12 protein-coding genes are annotated in these 15,264 nt (G+C 71.3%); all 12 read left to right on the forward strand.

Features of this window, described 5'->3' with window-relative positions; genetic code table 11:
• The first annotated feature begins 2 nt into the window (after positions 1–2).
• The 12 genes from rodA to ACIODU_RS13690 all read left to right on the forward strand — a co-directional run bounded on the left by rodA (position 3) and on the right by ACIODU_RS13690 (position 14,995).
• The gene (rodA, locus tag ACIODU_RS13635) at positions 3–1,202 is read left to right on the forward strand and encodes a rod shape-determining protein RodA (protein WP_401767288.1); all 1,200 of its coding nucleotides are present in this window, start codon (positions 3–5) and stop codon (positions 1,200–1,202) included.
• Between the two features lie 66 nt (positions 1,203–1,268).
• Positions 1,269–2,813 carry a CHAD domain-containing protein gene (locus ACIODU_RS13640; protein ID WP_401767290.1) on the forward strand — a complete coding sequence of 515 codons (1,545 nt, stop codon included), beginning with the start codon at positions 1,269–1,271 and terminating at the stop codon, positions 2,811–2,813.
• Positions 2,814–2,868: 55 nt separating this feature from the next.
• Positions 2,869–4,794 carry a TIGR03960 family B12-binding radical SAM protein gene (locus tag ACIODU_RS13645; protein ID WP_356429937.1) on the forward strand — a complete coding sequence of 642 codons (1,926 nt, stop codon included), beginning with the start codon at positions 2,869–2,871 and terminating at the stop codon, positions 4,792–4,794.
• 86 nt (positions 4,795–4,880) lie between these two features.
• Positions 4,881–5,129 carry a hypothetical protein gene (locus tag ACIODU_RS13650; RefSeq protein ID WP_401767291.1) on the forward strand — a complete coding sequence of 83 codons (249 nt, stop codon included), beginning with the start codon at positions 4,881–4,883 and terminating at the stop codon, positions 5,127–5,129.
• The gene (locus tag ACIODU_RS13655) at positions 5,116–5,625 is read left to right on the forward strand and encodes a DUF6879 family protein (protein ID WP_401767292.1); all 510 of its coding nucleotides are present in this window, start codon (positions 5,116–5,118) and stop codon (positions 5,623–5,625) included. Before ACIODU_RS13650 ends, ACIODU_RS13655 begins: the two co-directional genes overlap by 14 nt.
• 23 nt (positions 5,626–5,648) lie before the next feature.
• Positions 5,649–6,455 carry a helix-turn-helix domain-containing protein gene (locus ACIODU_RS13660; RefSeq protein ID WP_401767369.1) on the forward strand — a complete coding sequence of 269 codons (807 nt, stop codon included), beginning with the start codon at positions 5,649–5,651 and terminating at the stop codon, positions 6,453–6,455.
• Between the two features lie 113 nt (positions 6,456–6,568).
• On the forward strand, positions 6,569–7,069 hold the full coding sequence (locus ACIODU_RS13665; RefSeq protein ID WP_401767294.1) for a hypothetical protein: 501 nt from the start codon (positions 6,569–6,571) through the stop codon (positions 7,067–7,069).
• A 76-nt stretch (positions 7,070–7,145) separates the two neighbouring features.
• On the forward strand, positions 7,146–7,799 hold the full coding sequence (locus ACIODU_RS13670) for a class I SAM-dependent methyltransferase (RefSeq protein ID WP_401767296.1): 654 nt from the start codon (positions 7,146–7,148) through the stop codon (positions 7,797–7,799).
• 82 nt (positions 7,800–7,881) lie between these two features.
• Positions 7,882–8,415: a GNAT family N-acetyltransferase gene (locus ACIODU_RS13675; protein WP_401767298.1), complete on the forward strand. Its 534-nt coding sequence runs from the start codon at positions 7,882–7,884 to the stop codon at positions 8,413–8,415.
• 27 nt (positions 8,416–8,442) lie between these two features.
• On the forward strand, positions 8,443–9,570 hold the full coding sequence (locus ACIODU_RS13680) for a hypothetical protein (RefSeq protein WP_401767299.1): 1,128 nt from the start codon (positions 8,443–8,445) through the stop codon (positions 9,568–9,570).
• Between the two features lie 119 nt (positions 9,571–9,689).
• Positions 9,690–10,472, forward strand: a complete 783-nt coding sequence (locus ACIODU_RS13685; RefSeq protein ID WP_327236660.1) for a TIGR03936 family radical SAM-associated protein — start codon at positions 9,690–9,692, stop codon at positions 10,470–10,472.
• 233 nt (positions 10,473–10,705) lie between these two features.
• A complete protein-coding gene (locus ACIODU_RS13690; RefSeq protein ID WP_401767300.1) occupies positions 10,706–14,995 on the forward strand; it encodes an Rne/Rng family ribonuclease in 4,290 nt (1,429 codons plus the stop codon).
• Positions 14,996–15,264: the final 269 nt, after the last annotated feature.

Below are 15,264 nucleotides of genomic sequence, written 5' to 3' on the forward strand. Positions count from 1 at the left end.
CCATGGCCGGTACGAGTGGCTTCTCGGTCTCCGGATACGGTCCGGAGCGCAGTACGTGGGCGCGGCTCGCGGCCCGCGACTCGATGGCGCGGCGGCTGGACTGGCCGCTGATGTTCTCGGCGATCGCCCTGTCCCTGCTGGGCTCGCTGCTGGTCTGGTCGGCGACGAGGAACCGTACGACGCTCAACCACGGCGACCCGTACTACTTCCTCTTCCGGCACCTGCTGAACACCGGCATAGGGTTCGCCCTCATGATCGCCACGATCTGGCTGGGGCACCGCACCCTGCGAGGGGCGGTCCCGGTGCTCTACGGCCTGTCGGTCCTGCTGGTGATACTGGTCCTCACCCCGCTCGGCGCGACCATCAACGGCGCCCACGCGTGGATCGTCATCGGCGGCGGCTTCTCGCTCCAGCCGTCGGAGTTCGTGAAGATCACGATCATCCTGGGCATGGCGATGATGCTCGCGGCCCGGGTCGACGCCGGCGACCAGCTGCATCCCGACCACCGCACGGTCGCCAAGGCGCTGGGCCTGGCCGTCCTGCCGATGGCGATCGTCATGCTGATGCCGGACCTCGGGTCGGTCATGGTCATGGCCGTCATCGTGCTCGGCGTTCTGCTCGCCTCCGGCGCGTCCAACCGCTGGATCTTCGGCCTGGTGGGGGCGGGGGTGATCGGCGCCGTCGCGATCGCCGCGCTCGGGATGCTGGACGAGTACCAGATCAACCGCTTCGCGGCCTTCGCCAACCCGGAGCTGGACCCGGCGGGCGTCGGCTACAACACCAACCAGGCGCGCATCGCCATCGGCTCGGGCGGCCTGACCGGGACGGGGCTCTTCAAGGGCTCGCAGACCACCGGGCAGTTCGTCCCCGAGCAGCAGACGGACTTCGTCTTCACCGTCGCCGGCGAGGAGCTGGGCTTCGTGGGAGCCGGGCTGATCCTGCTGCTGCTGGGCGTGGTGCTGTGGCGCGCGTGCCGGATCGCCCGCGAGACGACCGAGCTGTACGGGACGGTCGTGGCGGCCGGGATCATCGCGTGGTTCGCGTTCCAGTCCTTCGAGAACATCGGGATGACGCTCGGCATCATGCCGGTGGCGGGGCTCCCGCTGCCGTTCGTGTCGTACGGAGGCACGTCGATGTTCGCCGTGTGGATCGCGGTGGGGCTGTTGCAGTCGATCCGGGTGCAGAAACCACTGAGGGCGTAGGCGGCCGGACGGGCTTTAAAAGCCCGTCCGGCGATTGAGGACGTTTGTGACGGATAGGTTCCCTATATGGCGGACACGAAGCGAGAGATCGAACGCAAGTACGAACTCCCTGTGCGTGCCGGTGACGACGCCCGGCCCGCCCTGCCGGACCTGACCCGGGTCCCAGGAGTCTCGTCCCTCTTCGACCGGGGCGTCGTGGAGCTCGACGCGGTCTACTACGACACCGCGGATCTGCGCCTCGCGGCGGACAGGCTCACCCTGCGCCGCAGGACCGGCGGGGACGACGAGGGCTGGCACCTCAAATTCCCGGTCTCCACGGGCATCCGCGACGAAATCCAGGCCCCCCTCGCCGACACCGTCCCCGACGAGCTGGCCGCGCTGCTGCGCTCCCGGCTCCGGGGCTCCGCCCTGATCCCCGTCGTGCGGCTGCGCTCGTCCCGCGAGGTCACCCACCTGTCCGGCGCGGACGGCGAGCTGCTCGCCGAGGTCAGCGTCGACACCGTCCGCGCCGAGCGCCTGACCGGCATGCCCGGCCGGGTCACCGCCTGGGCCGAGGTCGAGGTGGAGCTGGGCGACGGCGCGGACCCCGCGATCCTCGACGCCGTCGAGAAGAAGCTCCGCAAGGCCGGGCTGCGGCCCGCCGCCGCCCCCTCCAAGCTCAGCAGGGCCCTCGCGGAGACCGCCCCGGAGGGCGCCGCGGACGGCTCCGCCCGGCGGCCCGAACCGCTCACCGCGGGGGACCACGTCCTCGCGTACATCAGGGCGCAGGCCGAGGCGATCATCGCCCAGGACCCGGCCGTCCGGCGTGACCTGCCGGACGCCGTGCACCAGATGCGGGTCGCCACCCGCCGGATGCGCTCCGCGTTCCGTACGTACCGCAGGATCCTCGACCGGTCCGTCACCGACCCGATCGCCGACGAGCTGAAGTGGCTGGCGGGGGAGCTGGGCGTGGACCGCGACCACGAAGTCCTGGCCGAGCGCATCACCGCCCGGCTCGACGCGCTGCCGGGGACGCTGGTCCTCGGACCCGTACGCGCCCGGGTCCAGATCTGGAACGCGGCGGGGAGCACCGACTCGCGCAGCGCGACCGTCGCCGTCCTCGACGGCGAGCGCTACCTCGCCCTGCTGAAGTCCGTCGACGCGCTGCTCGCCGACCCGCCGCTGCGCAAGGGCGCGGACGGCCCGCCCGACAAGGCGCTGCCCAAGGCGATCCTCAAGGACTACGGGCGGCTGGCCGGGCGCATCGAGCACGCGCTGGCCCTGCGCCCCGGCGAGGAGCGGGACGTGGCGCTGCACGAGGCCAGGAAGGCGGCGAAGCGCGCGCGGTACGCGGGCGAGGCGGCGAAGCCGGTGCTGGGCCGGCCCGCGAAGCGGTTCGCCGAGCGGATGAAGGCGGTGCAGACCGTGCTGGGCGACCACCAGGACAGCGTGGTGGCCCGGGAGGCCCTGCGCGCCCTCGCGGTGAAGGCCCACGCGGCCGGCGAGACGGCGTTCACCTGGGGACTCCTGTACGGCCAGGAGGAGGCGCACGCGGAGGACAGGGAGCGCGAGCTGCCCGAGGTGTGGGCGGAGTCCTCGGACCGGAAATGGCGGGCGGCGCTGGCCGGCTGAGCACCGGGGTACTCTGGTGGGTCAATCCAGCCGGCCCACGAAAGAACTTTTCCTGATGCGTGCCGAATCGGTCTTCCCGCAGCTCGAAGCCCTGCTCCCGCATGTGCAGAAGCCGATCCAATACGTCGGTGGCGAGCTCAACTCCACGGTCAAGCCGTGGGATTCGTGCGACGTCCACTGGGCGCTGATGTACCCGGACGCGTACGAGGTCGGGCTGCCCAACCAGGGCGTCATGATCCTGTACGAAGTGCTCAACGAGCGCGAGGGCGTGCTGGCGGAGCGTACGTACAGCGTGTGGCCCGACCTCGAAGAACTGATGCGCGAGCACGGGGTCCCGCAGTTCACGGTGGACTCGCACCGCCCCGTCTCCGCCTTCGACGTGTTCGGGCTGAGCTTCTCCACCGAGCTGGGCTACACGAACATGCTCACCGCCCTGGACCTCGCGGGCATCCCGCTGGAGGCCAAGGACCGTACCGTCGATCATCCGATCGTCGTCGCGGGCGGGCACGCGGCCTTCAACCCCGAGCCCATCGCGGAGTTCATCGACTGCGCGGTCATCGGCGACGGCGAGCAGGCCGTGCTGGAGATCACCGAGATCGTCCGGGCCTGGAAGGCGGAGGACCGCCCCGGCGGGCGCGAGGAGCTGCTCCTGCGGCTCGCGAAGACCGGCGGGGTGTACGTGCCCGGCTTCTACGACGTCGAGTACCTTCCGGACGGGCGCATCGGCCGGGTCGTACCGAACCGGTCCGGTGTCCCGTGGCGGGTGTCCAAGCACACCGTCATGGACCTGGACGAGTGGCCGTACCCGAAGCAGCCGCTGGTGCCGCTCGCCGAGACCGTGCACGAGCGGATGTCCGTGGAGATCTTCCGCGGCTGCACCCGCGGCTGCCGCTTCTGCCAGGCCGGCATGATCACGCGCCCGGTGCGCGAGCGCAGCATCACCGGCATCGGCGAGATGGTCGAGAAGGGCCTCAAGGCGACCGGCTTCGAGGAGGTCGGCCTGCTCTCGCTCTCCTCCGCCGACCACAGCGAGATCGGCGACATCGCGAAGGGCCTCGCGGACCGGTACGAGGAGGACAAGATCGGCCTGTCCCTCCCCTCCACCCGCGTCGACGCGTTCAACGTCGACCTCGCCAACGAGCTGACCAGGAACGGCCGCAGGTCGGGCCTGACCTTCGCGCCCGAGGGCGGCTCGGAGCGGCTGCGCAAGGTCATCAACAAGATGGTCTCGGAGGAGGACCTGATCCGTACGGTCTCCACTGCGTACGGCAACGGCTGGCGGCAGGTGAAGCTGTACTTCATGTGCGGCCTGCCCACCGAGACGGACGAGGACGTCCTCCAGATCGGGGACATGGCGGTCAAGGTCATCGCCGAGGGCCGCAGGGTCTCCGGCCAGGGCGACATCCGCTGCACGGTATCGATCGGCGGCTTCGTCCCCAAGCCGCACACCCCGTTCCAGTGGGCCCCGCAGCTCAGCGCCGAGGAGACCGACGCCCGCCTCAAGAAGCTCAAGGACAAGATCCAGGGCGACAAGAAGTACGGCCGCTCGATCGGCTTCCGCTACCACGACGGCAAGCCCGGCATCGTGGAGGGCCTCCTCTCCCGCGGCGACCGCCGCGTCGGCGCGGTGATCCGCGCGGTGTACGAGTCCGGCGGCCGCTTCGACGGCTGGCGCGAGCACTTCAGCTACGACCGCTGGATGACGAGCGCCGAGAAGACCCTCCCCGCCTTCGGCGTGGACGTGGCCTGGTACACCACGAGGGAGCGCACGTACGAGGAAGTCCTCCCCTGGGACCACCTGGACTCCGGCCTGGACAAGGACTGGCTCTGGGAGGACTGGCAGGACGCCCTGGACGAAACAGAGGTCGAGGACTGCCGCTGGACCCCGTGCTTCGACTGCGGCGTCTGCCCCCAACTGGACCTGGACATCCAAATCGGCCCGACGGGCAAGAAACTCCTCCCCCTGACGGTGGTCAAGTAGCGGCAGTGACCGGCGGGTGCCGCCCGAGGCCCTTTCCCGTTGTGGAAAGGCGGCTTTCTTGACCTTGCTCACGGCGGCTCGGGAGCATGGAGGCCGACCACTGGGACGAGGGGGAAGCCATGGGCGCGCCGCTACGCAAACTGTCCGGGGACCAGGAGTGCAAGAACGGGACCTGCCCGACCCTGTGGGGAACGGAGGACGGGAAGAGCTATGTGGTCCAGGGGTACGTCGAGACGGACCCCGAGCGGCTGGCGCAGCTCGACCTGCCCGAGGGGGAAGGCGCCGTGATCGTTCCGACTGCCGTCCTTGAGGAGTTCTTCCGTGCTCGGCGGTGAGGACTTCGGCCGCCTCTTCGGTGCCTTCGAGCGGACGGCGTTCCGACTGGAGACGCTGGCCGAGTACGACGTGGAAGAGGAGCGGGACGAGATCGCACGGTTCCTCGCGGGTGAGGACATGGGGCCCGAGTGGGACGACAATCCGTGGGTGCGCTCGATGACGGACCAAGGCAAGAGCGTGTCGCGTGTTCATGTCCTGCGTTCGCCTCTGACCGAGTACCTGCGGTACGAACTGGCGGCCTACCCCGGGAACATCGAGGCAGGGGAGTCCATCGGGATCGTCGACCTCGCGGAGCAGGAGGTGGCCGGCCTGCCTGATCACGACTTCTGGCTCTTCGACGACCGGGACGTGTACCGCATGCACTACAACCCCGTCGGCGCGTTCGTCGGTGGTGAACTCCTGCCTGCTGGTCGACTCGCCGAGTACCAGGGTTACCGGAGGCTGGCGCTTGCGCACGCCGTACCGTTCGCGTCCTACTGGGAGCGCCACCACTGACCGCGGACTCCATCGGGAAAGCCCTGCGGGCACTGCGGAAGGCATCGGGGACGACCGGTGACGCGGTGGCCCGCAGGGCTTCCATGTCCGCGGGGAAGCTGTCGAAGATCGAGAACGGTCGGACGCTGCCAACCGTGCAGGACGTCGACCTGATTCTGTCCGCGCTCGGCGCCTCGGAGGAAGTGAAGGAGCAGTTCCTCACTACTGCCCGAGCCGAGGTCACGGAGGCCACAGCGTGGCGTCTGCTGCGCCGAATGGGTCCGTGGAAACATCAGAACACCATCAGGGCGATCGAGGCCGGCACTACTGTTCTCAGGCTCTTTCAGGGTCAGCTCATCCCGGGATTGCTCCAGACTCCGGAGTACGCGTCCGCCGTGTTCTCGTTGCCGCCCGCGCTGCCGGACGAGACGCGGGCGCGGACGGTGGCAGCCAGGCTCGAGCGCCAGACCACTCTCTACCAAGACGGCCGGTCCTTCCGCTTCATCATCTGTGAGCACGTCCTGCGATGGCTGATCTCTGAGCCTGCCGTCATGGCCGTCCAGCTCGACCGGCTCGTGTCCCTGTCCCGGCTTCCCAACGTGTCGATCGGGATCGTGCCGTTGGCCGGCCGGATGCCGGATTTTCCGATGACGTGCTTCAGCATCCACGACGACCGACTCGTGCTGGTCGAGACGTTCCACTCCGAGGTCACGACGCGAGAGCCCAGGGACGTGCAGACGTATGTCGACACCTTTGAGCGATTCGCCGAGGTGGCGCTCTACGGCGGCGCGATGCGGACCCTGGTCGAGGGAATCCGGGACGGGTTCTTGCCTCAACGGGAAAGCGGCTAGGGCTGCTTCGCCTGAGCCCCGAGGATGGGTCCCCAGGGAGATTCAGCGGAACATTCCGAGCGCTGGCGGTTCGACAGCGAGTACGTCTCCCGGACGAGACCGGAAGGATTCTCATGACAGTGATTGTCGAGTCCCTCGGAGCCACCAAGACGCGCGATCCCCGCCAGATCCTCAATGGCGTGGCGCCGTACCTCGAACATCTCACCGTGAACGTTCTCGACGGAGGGATGTCCCTGTGGGAGCGGGAGGTGGCACTTCTGCTCCGGGACCACACGATGGTGCGGGACATGGCGGAACGCATCCTCGGAAACGCGGTCATGTACGTGGTCGCGTCCATCGAACGCCCGGACGTGCATCTGGGGGTGGGCAAGATCGTGGACATCGGCGTGCATCAACTCATCCTCGACACGCCTGTCTGGTTCGCCATCTGCGCCGCATACAACGGCGGCAGGTACAAGCACCACGCACCCTTCATCGAGCGGCGGCGGGACGGTCTCTGCCTGCGCACCGAGGAGTTCATCCGCTCCCTCGGCTTCACGCCTGATGAGGAGTTGTGGGCCATCGACGGGACAGAGTGCTCCCCTTGTGACAACAAGGTTCCCGACTCCCACTGAACAGCCGCGCCCCACGTGCCCCGCTCCGGCCCACGACTGACCGGCGTGGGGTACGCCCCTTACGAAGAGAGCTACCGTGCGAGCCCGCCACAACCACGACGACGAACGCGATCTCTGGGACACGTACGCGACCAGCGTCACCAGGGAGATCGGTAATCCGGTCATGAACTGGACGCAGTACGCCGGGCACGGCCCGGGTGTGGAGCTTCTTGAAAGCCCGAGCACGGTATTGGAGATCGGGTGCGGCACCGGACGGACTCTCGCCTACCTCGCGGAACGGGGAGTGAGGGCGACGGGAGTGGACATGTCTCCCGTCATGGTGGAGGCCGTGCGGGAACGGTGGGGGGACCAGGTGTCGTTCCACTGCGCGGAAGTGCTCGCTTTCCTGCGCGATCACGGGGAACAGTACGACGCGGTGTACTCGATCTTCGGCGCGGTCTGGTTCACCGACCCGGCCAAGCTTCTGCCGCTCGTGGTCAAAGCACTCCGGCCGGGCGGGAGTCTGGTCTTCTCGCACCCTCCGGCCATCCCCGGAGCCTACGGTCCGCAGGGCATGTACAAGGGGGGATTCGCAGGTCGGGCGCAGTTCACCTATCGCTACAGCTACACCCCTGGAAAGTGGGAAAGCCTTTTGCTGAGGTCCGGTTTTTCGAAGGCGGAGGTGCGCATTCTGGACGCCCCCGAGTCAGGCCACATCGGGACGTTGATCGGCCGTGCTGTGGCAGGTTGAAGCGGAGGGGAGGGAGATAGATCGGCCGCGGACCTCGCGGTGCTTTCGGGCCCGTCCGGGCGCCCGGTGGGAGACTGGGGGGATGCCTCAGCTCATCGTTCCCGACGTTCGCGTTCATGCCTCGTTTCTCGACGCGATGCGGGAGTTCGTCGACGAGGGGGATGGGGAGCGGTCGTTGCTCGCGCACGAGATGGAGCGGTACGCGGGGAGTTGGCATCGGGCCGAGGTGTTCGCCGGGTATGTGGAGCGGCTTCGCGCCGAGGCGTTGGAGGAGACGCCCCGGGTCGAGGGGTGGGTGCCCAGTACGACTCTGTGGTACGTCGAGGGCGACACGTTCCTCGGGCGGCTGGCGATCCGGCACCGGCTCAATCCGTTCCTGCGCGAGCTGGGCGGCCACATCGGGTACGCCGTGCGGCCCACCGCCCGTCGGCGGGGGTACGCGACCGCCATGCTCACCGAGGCGCTGCCCGTCGCGCGGCGGATCGGGATCGGGTCCGTCCTGGTCACCTGCGACACCACCAACACCGCCTCGCGGAAGGTGATCGAGGCCGTGGGCGGCGTGCTGGAGGACCAGCGCGGGGAAAAGCTCCGTTTCTGGATCCGAACCGGCCCCTGACGCGTCCTGTTGGGCAGGGGGGTCTACATGGGCGTGGGCGTGGACGTGGGCGTGGGCGTGGGCATGGAGACGGTGGGGGAGTACGGGGAGCGGGGTGTGACCTCTTCCTGCCAGGGCGGCGACGGGTGTCTGACGGTGGCCGTCCGGATCCCGGTGCGGATCGTCGTCCTGCTGCTCGTCCTGCCCGTACGGGTGGTGTGGGACCTGCTGGCCGCCGGCGCCAGGGCGGTGGACCGTACGGTGCTGCGGCCGCTGGGGCGGGGGTTGGTGTGGGGGCTGGAGTGGCTGGGGCGCGCGCTCGGTGTGCTCGGGCGTGTGGTGGTGGTCCTCCCGCTGGTCCGGTGCTACGAGACTTTGGTCGTACCGCTCGGTACCGCGTTGCGGTGGGTGGCCACCGCCGTGTTCCTTCCGCTCGGGCGGGCGGTGGACCGGTTGCTGGTGGCCGCGTACCGGAACGTCCTGACCCCCCTCGGCAAGGCCCTGGTGTGGCCGGTGGTGGCGGTGAGGCGGTACGTCCTCGTGCCCGTGGTGCGGTACGGGATGGTCGTGCCCGCGGTGTGGGTCTGGCGCTCCGCGCTGGTCCCGCTCGGCCTGGGGATCGTGTGGCTCCTCGGCCGGCTCGGCCACGGGCTCTCGTTCTGCGCCCGCGTCCTTTGGGCCGCCGTCGTCCGGCTCGCCCTCGTCCTGGTCGTCGCGCCCGGCGGGTGGGTGGTGCGGCGCATCCTCGTCCCGGTCGGACGGGAGATCGGCGCCGCGTTCTCCGTCGCCTGGCGGATCGCCGGGTACCTCTCGCGCGCCCTCGGCAGGGCCCTCGCCTGGCTGGCCTGGAATGCGGTGGGGCGTCCGGGACGTTGGACGTACCGGAACGTGTGCACCCCGGTGGGCCACTGGGTGCGGGACGACGTGCTCGCTCCGGCGGCGCGCGCCTCCCGCGCGATCGGCCGCGTCGCTCGGGAAACACTCGAGAGCGCCCGGGAGACGTTCCGGCAGACACGCCGTGACGCCTGGCGCGCACTGGTCGGTGCGACACGGGGTACGTCACGGATGACCGAGCCCCGGGAACCTATCGCGCACCGGGCGCGTACTCTGGGTAGTACAACGACTGTCCCCGGCGCGGTGCCCGCACCTGAGATCTCCTTGCGCAAGCAGGGGTGAGCCGGGGGACCGGGGTCACCCGGACGCCGGAGGGCGGCACGCGAGCGCGTACCGCCCCGCACCGAGGAGAAGAACCACTGGGCAAGCGACAGCCCGAGGGGCCGCCAGCCACACCGGCGGTGCAGCGCATCCGTTTGCGCTACACCAAGCGGGGCCGCCTCCGGTTCACCAGCCACCGAGACTTCCAGCGCGCCTTCGAGCGGGCGCTGCGCCGTGCCGAGGTGCCGATGGCGTACTCGGCGGGGTTCACCCCGCACCCGAAGGTGTCGTACGCCAATGCCGCACCCACCGGCACGGGCAGTGAGGCCGAGTTCCTGGAGATCGCCCTGGTGGAGCACCGCGACCCGGAGAAGCTGCGTCTGCTGCTCGACGAGTCGCTGCCCACCGGTCTCGACATCACCGACGCCGTCGAGGCCCGTACGTCAGGACTCGCCGACCGGCTGACCGCTTCCGTGTGGGAGCTGCGGCTGGAGGGCGTACGTCCTGAGGAGGCCGGACACGCCGTGTCCGTCTTCCTGACCGCCGAATCGGTCGAGGTCGAGCGCCGTATGAAGAACGGTGTGCGGACCTTCGACACACGCGCCGCGGTGGTGTCCCTGGAGGTCACCCCGCCCCGGGCCGATAGGCCGGGCGACGGGCCCTGTGCGATACTGCGCCTGGTTGTTCGGCACGTGACACCTGCCGTGCGACCCGACGACGTCCTGTCCGGTCTCCGAGCTGTGGCCGACCTGGCGCCGCCGGTCCCCGCAGCGGTGACCAGGCTGGCGCAGGGGCTCTTCGACGAGGAGTCCGGCACGGTGACCGACCCGCTCGCGCCCGACCGCGAGGCAGCCACGGCCGGCCTGAAACAGGCCGCCGGACCCGCCGCCGCGAAAGCGCCGGAAGGTGCGGGTTCCGCGTAAGGCGGTCGTCACAGCGCAGCCCTGGTACTCGGGAGCCACCTGGGTCGGGCGGCGCGTTCCACCAAAAAAGACTTTCGCCAGGCCGTACGTACTTCGCGTAGGGAACCGGCGAGCCAGACATAACAGTTCCCGTGCGGCGCCCGCGCCCCGGACGGCGGTGATCGCGCGATGCGCGAGCCGCGGCCGGACCGGAATCAGGCGCGGCGCCCGGGAACGCGACGGGAGAACCCCGCATGCTTGAGAACGACGAACCCGGTACGGCCGGGACCACCGAAGAAGACAACAACACACCCAGCGACACGCTGCCCCCCCGGCGCAGGCGCCGCGCGGCCTCCCGCCCCGCGGGACCGCCGTCGGCGGGCGTCGGGTCCGCCGGGACGGCGGAAGCCGTGAGCGGTACGGAGAGCGGCGGCGGTACGGAGAACGGCGCGGCGGAAGCACCGGCGGCGGACGAGACGCCCGCGCCGCGCACCCGCCGCAGGGCCACCCGCAAGGTGGCCGCGCCCGAGACGACCCCCGAGACGACCACGGAGCCGGCCGCCGCCCCCGTGGCGGAAGCGGCGCCCGACGAGGCGCCCGCCCCGCGGACGCGCCGTCGTGCGACCCGCAAGGCCACCGCGCCCGCCGGGCCGCCGCAGGCCGAGGACGGTACGGAGAGCGCGACAGCAGCGGCCGTGACGCCGGACGAGGCACCGGTCGAGGCGCCCGCCGAAGCCCCCGCGCCGCGCACCCGCCGCCGCGCCACCCGCAAGGTCGCCGCGCCCGAGGCCGCCCCCGAGACCCCCGCCGCCCAGGACGAGGCCACCGTGGCCGACGTACCCGAAGCAGCCGTCAGCACGCCGGACAGCCCGGCGCAGAGCGAGACCGCGACCCCCGCCGAGGACGCGGCGCCCGCCGCCCGTCCGCGCCGCCGCGCCACCCGCAGGGCCACCGCGCCCGCCGGTGCCCCGGCGCCCGAGGCGGCAGCCGGCGTCACCCCCGCAGCGGTCCCCGACGAGAACGAGCCCGTGGCCGGCGAGAGCCTGCCCGAGGACGCCGTCGCCCAGATCAGCGCCGACGAGGCCCAGGTCGAGGCGGCCGGCAAGGCCGCCACCCGGGGCCGTACGCGCCGCAGGGCCGCCGCGCCGGAGACCACCCCCGCCGCCGCCGAGCCCGTCTCCGCGCCGGAGCCGCAGCCGGCCAGGGCCACCAGGAAGCCCGAGCCCGCCCAGCAGCCCGAGCGGGAGCCCGAGGCCCCCGAGCGCTCGCGGCGCCGCGCCGCGCGGCCCGCCGTGGCCGTCTTCCAGGCCCCGGTCTTCACCGAGCCGATGTTCCAGACCCCCGAGACGGCCGCCGCGATGGCCGCCGCCGCCGGGACGCGCGGGCACGACGACCTCGACGACCACATCGACGAGGACGAGGACATCCTCGACACGGACACGACGGAGAACGCGGCCCCCGCCGAGCCCGTCGCCGCCCCCGAGCCGGCGGGCCGCCGCAGGCGCCGCCGTCGCGGGGAGTCCGCCGAGCCCGCCGAGGCCCCGCGCGCCGACGGGGCGCCCGCCGCCCAGGAGCAGCACGCCGACGACGGCGAGCCGGAGGCCGACCAGGGCGCCGAGGGCGCCGACGGTCCCTTCGACGACGGTGACGAGTACGGCGACCGCCCCTCGCGGCGCCGCCGCCGGGGTGGCCGCCGCCGCCGTCGCGGTGAGTCCGCGGAGCCGGACGACACCCAGGACGAGCAGTCGGACGACCGGCACACCGACCGTCACCCGGACCAGCACGCCGACCAGCACACCGACCGGTCCGCCGACCGCGCCCACGACCACGCCGAGGACGAGACGGAGCGGTCGTACGACGACGGCGACGACGCCTCCTACGACGACGGGGACAACGGGTCGGGCGCCGGCTCCTCCAGCAGCCGCCGCCGTCGCCGCAGGCGCCGTCGCAGCGGTGACAGCGGCCCCGAGGCCGAGAGCGCGCAGAACGGCCAGGACGACCCGGAGCGTACGGTCGTCAAGGTCCGCGAGCCGCGTGAGCGGCGCGCCAAGGAGACGGACCGCGAGCGCGAGATCCACAGCGGCTCCGACGAGGTGCAGTCCATCAAGGGCTCGACCCGCCTGGAGGCCAAGAAGCAGCGCCGCCGCGAGGGGCGCGAGCAGGGCCGCCGCCGGGTGCCGATCATCACCGAGGCGGAGTTCCTCGCCCGCCGCGAGGCCGTCGAGCGGGTGATGGTCGTCCGGCAGAACGGCGAGCGCACCCAGATCGGCGTCCTCGAGGACAACGTGCTCGTGGAGCACTACGTCAACAAGGAGCAGGCCACCAGCTACGTCGGCAACGTCTACCTGGGCAAGGTGCAGAACGTACTGCCGTCCATGGAGGCCGCGTTCGTCGACATCGGCAAGGGCCGCAACGCCGTCCTGTACGCCGGTGAGGTCAACTTCGAGGCGCTGGGCATGGCCAACGGCCCGCGCCGCATCGAGACCGCGCTCAAGTCCGGCCAGTCGGTGCTCGTCCAGGTGACGAAGGACCCGATCGGCCACAAGGGCGCGCGCCTCACCAGTCAGGTGTCCCTGCCCGGCCGTTACCTGGTCTACGTGCCCGAGGGCTCGATGACCGGCATCAGCCGCAAGCTGCCCGACACCGAGCGGTCCCGGCTCAAGTCCATCCTCAAGAAGATCGTCCCCGACGACGCCGGAGTCATCGTCCGTACGGCCGCCGAGGGCGCCAGCGAGGACGAGCTGCGCCGTGACGTCGAGCGTCTCCAGGGCCAGTGGGAGGACATCAAGAAGAAGTCGAAGAGCGGCAACGCCCCGACGCTTCTCTACGGTGAGCCCGACATGACCGTCCGGGTCGTCCGCGACATCTTCAACGAGGACTTCACGAAGGTCATCGTCAGCGGTGACGACGCGTGGCAGACCATCCACGGGTACGTCGCCCACGTCGCGCCGGACCTCTCCGACCGGCTGACGCGCTGGACGAGCGAGGTCGACGTCTTCGCGACGTACCGCATCGACGAGCAGCTGATGAAGGCGCTGGACCGCAAGGTCTGGCTGCCGAGCGGTGGTTCGCTGGTGATCGACAAGACCGAGGCCATGATCGTGGTCGACGTCAACACCGGGAAGTTCACCGGCCAGGGCGGCAACCTGGAGGAGACCGTCACCAGGAACAACCTGGAGGCGGCCGAGGAGATCGTGCGTCAGCTGCGGCTGCGCGACCTCGGCGGCATCGTCGTGATCGACTTCATCGACATGGTGCTGGAGTCCAACCGGGATCTGGTGCTGCGGCGGCTGCTGGAGTGCCTGGGCCGGGACCGTACGAAGCACCAGGTGGCCGAGGTCACCTCGCTGGGCCTGGTCCAGATGACCCGCAAGCGGGTCGGTCAGGGCCTGCTGGAGTCGTTCTCCGAGACCTGCGTCCACTGCAACGGGCGCGGTGTGATCGTCCACATGGAACAGCCGACGGCGTCCGGTGGCGGTGGCGGGAACGGCAGCGGCAACGCCCACCACAACGGCGCGGTGAGCGGGAACGGCAAGCGTTCCAAGAAGCGCGGCCGCGGCGGCTCGGCGGGTACGGACCAGGACCACGGTCACGACGGACACGAGCACGACCACGAGCACGAGTACGCCGACGTGCTGACCGAGCCCGAGCACGAGACGGAGGCCGAACTGGCCGCCGAGGTGGCGGCACCGGTCCCGTTCGCGGTGGCGGAGTTCGCGCCCGACGAGGAGCTGTTCAGCAGCGTGGCGGAGGCCGAGGCGTCCGTACGCGGCCGTTCGCGCCGCCGGGCGTCGCGCAAGGCGTCGGCTCCGGCCGGTTCGCCGAGGGCGGCCGAGGCGGAGGCGGCGGAGATCGTCGTGGAGACGCCGGTCGCCGAGGCCCCGCCGGTCGTGGAGGCGTCCGCCGAGGACACCGCCCCGTCCGTGGAGGCGCCCGCCCAGGAGGCGGCGCCCGAGGAGGCGGCCCCCACGGGCCGTACCCGCCGCAGGGCGACCCGCAAGGCGACGGCCCCGGCCGGTTCGCCCAGGGCCGCCGACGCGGAGGCCGCCGCCGAGGTCGTCGTACCGGTGACCGAGCACGAGCCCGTGCCCGAGCCGGCCCCGGCCGCGGAGGCCGCCACGGCCCCCGATGCGGAGGCGACCCCGGACGCCGCGCCGCCGCGGGCCCGCCGCAGGGCGACCCGCAAGGTCACCGCCCCCGCCGGTTCGCCGACGGGCGCGGAGGACGCCGCGGTGGTCGTGGTGGCCGCGTCGAAGCCCGAGGAGGCTGCTGCCGTACCGGCCGAGGCTCCCGGGTCCGACCAGGAGCCGCAGGCGGCCCAGGAAACGCCGGAGACGCCGGACGCGGACGCCGCCCCGGCCAAGAAGACGGCCCGCAAGACCGTCAAGAAGGCCGTCGCCAAGAAGGCGGCGGTGAAGAAGACCGCCGCCAAGAAGACGGTCGCGAAGAAGACCACGGCCAAGAAGACGACGAAGGCGGCGGCGAAGAAGACGTCGGCCGCCGAGCAGACGGCCCCGTCCGTCACGGCGTCGACCGACAGCTGAGTCGTCCGTCCCCGCCGGCGCCGGGCCCGTCCCGGTGTACGGCGGCCGAACGGCCCGTGCCCCGCCCCGGACTCCCCGGGGCGGGGCACGGGCCGTTGCGCCCACCGGGCTGGTTTGACCCCCCCGGTGGCCTGCCCGTACTCTTGGCCGTCGGCGTGTTTATGTACGCGCCAATCCCTGAGCACCCACCTTCCGGCGCCGCTCCACCTCGCCGGAGGAGGCCGCTCGTCCTTTCGGATCGTCACGGCCCCGGGCCGTGCGAGCGGCTG

Origin of the sequence: Streptomyces sp. NPDC088261, from assembly GCF_044740805.1 — a bacterium.
GTDB lineage: Bacteria > Actinomycetota > Actinomycetes > Streptomycetales > Streptomycetaceae > Streptomyces.

Coding starts and splice junctions, on each gene's coding strand:
- ACIODU_RS13690 (WP_401767300.1), top strand. CDS start 10,706: ATGCTTGAGAACGACGAACCCGGTACGGCCGGGACCACCGAAGAAGAC.
- ACIODU_RS13680 (WP_401767299.1), top strand. CDS start 8,443: ATGGGCGTGGGCGTGGACGTGGGCGTGGGCGTGGGCATGGAGACGGTG.
- ACIODU_RS13675 (WP_401767298.1), top strand. CDS start 7,882: ATGCCTCAGCTCATCGTTCCCGACGTTCGCGTTCATGCCTCGTTTCTC.
- ACIODU_RS13645 (WP_356429937.1), top strand. CDS start 2,869: ATGCGTGCCGAATCGGTCTTCCCGCAGCTCGAAGCCCTGCTCCCGCAT.
- ACIODU_RS13640 (WP_401767290.1), top strand. CDS start 1,269: ATGGCGGACACGAAGCGAGAGATCGAACGCAAGTACGAACTCCCTGTG.
- ACIODU_RS13665 (WP_401767294.1), top strand. CDS start 6,569: ATGACAGTGATTGTCGAGTCCCTCGGAGCCACCAAGACGCGCGATCCC.
- rodA (WP_401767288.1), top strand. CDS start 3: ATGGCCGGTACGAGTGGCTTCTCGGTCTCCGGATACGGTCCGGAGCGC.
- ACIODU_RS13650 (WP_401767291.1), top strand. CDS start 4,881: ATGGAGGCCGACCACTGGGACGAGGGGGAAGCCATGGGCGCGCCGCTA.